Origin of the sequence: Actinosynnema sp. NPDC023658 (assembly GCF_040639995.1) — a bacterium.
Lineage (GTDB): Bacteria > Actinomycetota > Actinomycetes > Mycobacteriales > Pseudonocardiaceae > Actinosynnema.
In genome coordinates, this window is the sequence record NZ_JBFAAX010000477.1 from 1 (window position 1) to 4,529 (window position 4,529).

Annotated in this window: 6 protein-coding genes; 2 read left to right on the top strand and 4 right to left on the bottom strand. The window is 68.1% G+C overall.

Annotation, left to right across the window (positions count from 1 at the left end):
• Positions 1-182: hypothetical protein (locus tag AB0G02_RS29315; RefSeq protein WP_360800129.1), on the bottom strand; the 182-nt coding region annotated here is incomplete at its 3' end.
• 277 nt (positions 183-459) lie between these two features.
• On the opposite strand from AB0G02_RS29315, the gene AB0G02_RS29320 reads away from it, so the two are divergent.
• Both AB0G02_RS29320 and AB0G02_RS29325 read left to right on the top strand, forming a co-directional pair.
• A complete protein-coding gene (locus tag AB0G02_RS29320) occupies positions 460-1,005 on the top strand; it encodes a hypothetical protein (protein WP_360800132.1) in 546 nt (181 codons plus the stop codon).
• Positions 1,006-1,146: 141 nt separating this feature from the next.
• Positions 1,147-1,800 carry a formyltransferase family protein gene (locus AB0G02_RS29325; protein WP_360800135.1) on the top strand — a complete coding sequence of 218 codons (654 nt, stop codon included), beginning with the start codon at positions 1,147-1,149 and terminating at the stop codon, positions 1,798-1,800.
• Positions 1,801-2,008: 208 nt separating this feature from the next.
• Here AB0G02_RS29325 and AB0G02_RS29330 read toward each other — a convergent pair whose 3' ends face one another.
• From AB0G02_RS29330 to AB0G02_RS29340, 3 genes are all read right to left on the bottom strand, one after another.
• A complete protein-coding gene (locus AB0G02_RS29330) occupies positions 2,009-2,521 on the bottom strand; it encodes an SET domain-containing protein (RefSeq protein WP_360800138.1) in 513 nt (170 codons plus the stop codon).
• Between the two features lie 71 nt (positions 2,522-2,592).
• Positions 2,593-4,005: a saccharopine dehydrogenase NADP-binding domain-containing protein gene (locus tag AB0G02_RS29335; RefSeq protein ID WP_360800141.1), complete on the bottom strand. Its 1,413-nt coding sequence runs from the start codon at positions 4,003-4,005 to the stop codon at positions 2,593-2,595.
• Between the two features lie 168 nt (positions 4,006-4,173).
• A partial coding sequence (locus tag AB0G02_RS29340) for a hypothetical protein (protein ID WP_360800144.1) occupies positions 4,174-4,529 on the bottom strand: 356 nt, incomplete at its 5' end.

Genomic DNA, 4,529 nt, shown 5'->3' on the forward strand with positions numbered 1-4,529 from the left:
TGGTGGCCTCCCCAACGCCACCAGAAGCACGCCCTGCAGGTCTTCTCTTCGATCCTGTTCTTTTGCAGTACGTACTCGAACCGGTAGTGGGCATGTACCCCGCATTCCAGGCATTCGGTCAACCACCATGCGTCAGGGGCGACGAACGCCTCGACCGCCTTGAGGCCGCCGGTGCGGAGCATGTCGTCGATGCAGGTAGTGCACCACGCAGGTCTGGTGCGAGTCGTGAACGCTGCCGGATTCCCGCATGTCGCGGTTGAGCACTCCTGGACCTTCGCGCTCGTCATCGACACCGTCCCCGAACTCCGGATCTTCCGCGGTCATGATCGCGTTACACGGCCAGGTCGTTACCGAGGTGCCGATCATGGTCGTGATGACGAGCCGGGCATTGTGTTCGGGCATGGGGGCGGTTGGGTTGGGTGAACGCCCGAGTGGTCGGAGGTCGCCGTGGACGGTGGCGTGGTGGGAACCGGTGACGTGCTGGCGGCGGCGGAGAGCGCGCCGCTGGGCGAGTCGGTCGAGGTCGTCGCCCGGGACCTGGCGAAGCGGTTCGGGGCCTTCGACGTGTCGTACCTGCTGACCGACCTCGTCGACGAGCGGTTGGTGCGGCTGACGTCGACCTCGCTGGATCCGGACGGGCGCGACGCGGAGCGCGTCGACCTGCGGGGCAGCGCCTACGAAGAGGTGCTGCGCACGCAGCAGCCGTGGCAGGACCAAGACGGCGACGGGGTGCGGGTCGTGCTGCCGGTGACCAACCGCGGCGACTGCGTCGGCGTGCTGGAAGCGACCGTGTCCAGCCTCGACGAGGACGTGCTGGCGCAGCTGGGGGAGGCCGCGCACGCGCTGGCCTACGTCATCCTCACCGACCGCCGCTTCACCGACCTTTACCACACCGGTCGCCGCACCACCACGATGAGCCTGGCCGCGGAGATCCAGCACCAGCTGCTGCCCTCGGCGTCCTGCTGCGAGGCAGGTCAGTTCACCGTGGAGCCCTGTCGCGGTTGATCTTAAAGGGTCGAACCGGTGGTTGATCTTCTTCGATGCCCTTGCGGTTCACCGTTCTGGTGGGCACGGACAGGTCAATGAGGTTCGTACGGGCTCGGGTTGCCTGCGCGGTGATGTGGTTTCTGGTAGGTGTTCATCGGTATGAAGAGCGTTGCCGTGTTGGGCAAGGGCGGGCTGGCGTTGCACGCGTGCGAGGTGGTGTCCGGAGTCGACGGTTGGACGCTGTCGGCGGTGGTGCCCAACGATGTCGAGCCTGACTGGGACGTGTGTCTGTCCGTCGAGGCGCCCAGGCGCTGGCCTCGTGCTCGGCTTGTTCGTTCCGGTGATTGGCGGGAACTGGTCGGTGAGGGCCACGATCTGGTCGTGAGCGTGCTCTACAACAGGATCATCGGTCGGGAGTTGATCGAGGGCAGTGGAAGGGTGATCAACTGCCACCCGGGCAGGTTGCCGGAGTACCGGGGTGTGCGACCGGCGAACTGGTCGCTGGTCAACGGTGAGTCCTGCCATGGCGTGACTATTCACGAGGTCGACGAGGGCGTCGACACCGGGCCGGTCATCGCGCAGGTGGTGTTCCCGATCTGGCCGCACGTCGACGAGGTCCGCGATGTCTGGCAGCGTTCGATGGCGTACGGCAGGCAGCTGCTCCGCGACACGCTGCCGCGCATCGACGCGCTACACGGCATCCCTCAAGACTCCGCACGCGCCAGGACCTACCGCAGCAGTCAGGACGAGCGGCTCGGCGACCGGCGCGGGTGGCACCGGCACCACACCGGCCCGGACTGGCCACGAACCTGATGTCCAGGCACCTTCGAGCGCGGTTGCGGTGACCGACGTGCACATGGCCGCTGTCCGGTCGGACCTCGCCGAGCATGTGGGCTCTGTGTTGCGCTGGGCCTGACCTCGAAGTCGTGACCGCGGGACTGCTTCGTCCATGGGGAGTCTGCGGAGGATCGCGGCTTCCGGTGTGGACTGGAGTGCCGCCTGGACCGGTGCACTCCACGGTTCATCGGGAGTGGCGAGGCGTCGCGTGGGCGTGGGGACCATCGGTCATGGCGCCGGTATCCGAGTTGGCGTCGGTCTGGACGTCGAAGGTCGCGTGTTGCAGGTCGTGGGTGTAGGACAGGTCCATCTGTGCCCAGGGGCAGTGGTCGTAGGCGGTGTAGTCCTCGACGATCTCCTCGCCGGGGGCGATGTCGCGTAGCGCGAGTGCCCGGAACGGGTGTGGTGGCTCGGTGGGTCCGGAGTTGGGGGTGGGGCTGTGGTTGACGTACCGGGTGTCGTCCAGCGCGACGATGATGGCGTCCAGGTCGCGGTCGTAGTAGCCGAAGTGCAGGAACGGTTCGATCAGCGCGGAGGACAGCGGCGAGGGCGTGGAGCGGGTGACGACCTGGTACTGGCGCCTGGTCAGGAGGATCACCTGCGAGGGATCGGGCTGCCACCACACGGTGCCGCGGCGGATCGTCCGGGTGGCGAACAGTCCCAGTCCTCCGATCGGGCTCGGTCGCGCTTCGTACATGGTCGGAGCCATTCCTTCCTTGCCGGGCGGATCGTGTGCGCAGTGGCCGGCTGCCGAGGTGTGAAGAAGCTCTACGGAGCGAGAAAGTCGGAAAACCGGCAGGTGCCCGAGGCTGGTGCCCAGTCGGCTCGGACGGAGGGACAGTCGCCGAGGTAGGGGGTTGCGACGGCGAGCACTTCGCGGTGGTCCAGGTCGTCGGGCACGCGCAGTCCTTGGTCGGGGTGCCGTACCAGGTGCAAGATCGCGGCCAGCAGTGAGGCCGCGACTTGGAGGGTGGTGGCGTTGTGCGCCCCGACGAGGTCCCTGGTCTGCTCGATGGTGAGTTGGGAGCCGGTCCACCAGCCGCCGAGGTCGTGGCCGAGCAGCAGGATTCCGAGTTCGTCCATGCCGCTGGTGATGTCGTCGGTCATGACGCGTCGTCGGGGTTGCAGGGTGGATCCGTTCGCGTGGCACTCGTGCAGTGAGGCGAGGGCGTCGTCGCAGGGGCGGTAGGCGAAGTGCACCGTCGGTCGGTACCTCACGTCGTCGCCGTCACGGATCGTGAGGTGGTCGCCGATGGTGACCACCTCACCGTGCTGGATGAGCAGGCCGAGGATCGGGCCGCCGGAGGGCACCCAGGAGCGGACCCGGGTCGCCATGCCGGATCGGGGTAGTCGCAGGTAGCCCTCATCGAGCACCGCGCCGGGCGGTGGCGCCGCTTCATGGGTTCCCCAGCACAGTTCCGCAGGCGCAGTGGCTTCTTCGTGCAGACCCTCGGCCGACCATGTGTTGACGAACTCGCCGGCCTGCTTCGGGCGGTGGCTGATCTGGGTGTCGCGTTCGCTGATGTGGATCGCCTTGGTGCCGGTGAGCATCGCCAGGCGGGCGTGGTCGCCGTCGGCCAGCGCCTTTTCCAGCAGCGCCCGTCGAGTCGGTGCCAATGGTGCGGGGAGCTGTTCCGGCGAGGTGGTCATCGCGGTGGCGAGGTCCTCCAGCGCGACTTTGGTCCAGTGGCTGACCAGGCCGGGGTTGGCGCCGTGGTCCACGATCGCGGTCGGTGCGGGGCTGGTCCACCGGGCCGCGGTCGTGCGCAGGGCGCGGTGCATCGCCCGGAGGGTCGGCACTGCGGGGTCTGCCGGGCCGTCGGGGAGCGCCCAGTGGTCGTGGCAGCTGTCGAGGTAGCGGACCTCGTGGTCGTGGCACCACTCGACCATGTCCTGGGTGCCGGCGCCCCACGCCAGGTTGATCAGGATGTCACCGCGGGCGAGGTGCTCGTCGAGGGTGCGGGCGAGATTGTCGGGTGTGAGCTGGTAGCGGACGTAGCGGGCACCGGCGGCCAGGAGCTGTTTGCACTGGTCGCGCTTGTCCTCGCCGTCCATCACCGTGAGCCGGTCGAACGTCATGTCCAGGTGCCGCAACAGGAGCGGTTGCAGGCACTGCGATACCGAACCGGCGCCCAGCAGCAGGACATCTCCGTCGATCCGGATCCGCGTGGTGGAGGACATGGTCACGCTCCCGCCTTCGAACGCGGACACAGCACCGGCACACGGCAGGTAACCAGAATGATCTCCGGCAGGACAGCGTGTTCCCTCGAACGGGCATGACTTGACGCCTGACGGGTCACATGGGGCGGAGCGGGCCTGCGACTCCCCATGTGAGCCGAGCGAGGCTCGTCAGGGACTGTGCACGTGCGTGGTCTCCGCCGCGTCGATGTGCGACGCGGGGAGGTGTTCGAGGTAGCCGTGGGCGAGGGCGGCGATGGCGTCCTGGTGTTCGTAGCCCAGTGGGGCGAGGTCGGGCGGTAGGACATAACCGTGGGGCATGGCGGAGTAGATCTCGGTCATACGGTGTCGGTAGGCGTTGGCCAGCGCGTCGGGCCAGGCGCCGGTCAGGGGTGGCCGCATGCGGGCTTCGGCGGTCAGGGCGTGATGGTGCTCGGCGGCTTCCCGTGCCGCGTCGTGGGAGGTCCAGTCGGTGATGGGGGAGCGGTCGGGACGCCAGGGTGCGAGCCACCGCGTGGGGTGGCCGT

What these genes read in the sequence shown, in the direction of transcription:
- AB0G02_RS29325 (WP_360800135.1), top strand. Translation starts at nt 1,147, where the DNA reads ATGAAGAGCGTTGCCGTGTTGGGCAAGGGCGGGCTGGCGTTGCACGCG.
- AB0G02_RS29330 (WP_360800138.1), bottom strand. Translation starts at nt 2,521, where the DNA reads ATGTACGAAGCGCGACCGAGCCCGATCGGAGGACTGGGACTGTTCGCC.
- AB0G02_RS29335 (WP_360800141.1), bottom strand. Translation starts at nt 4,005, where the DNA reads ATGTCCTCCACCACGCGGATCCGGATCGACGGAGATGTCCTGCTGCTG.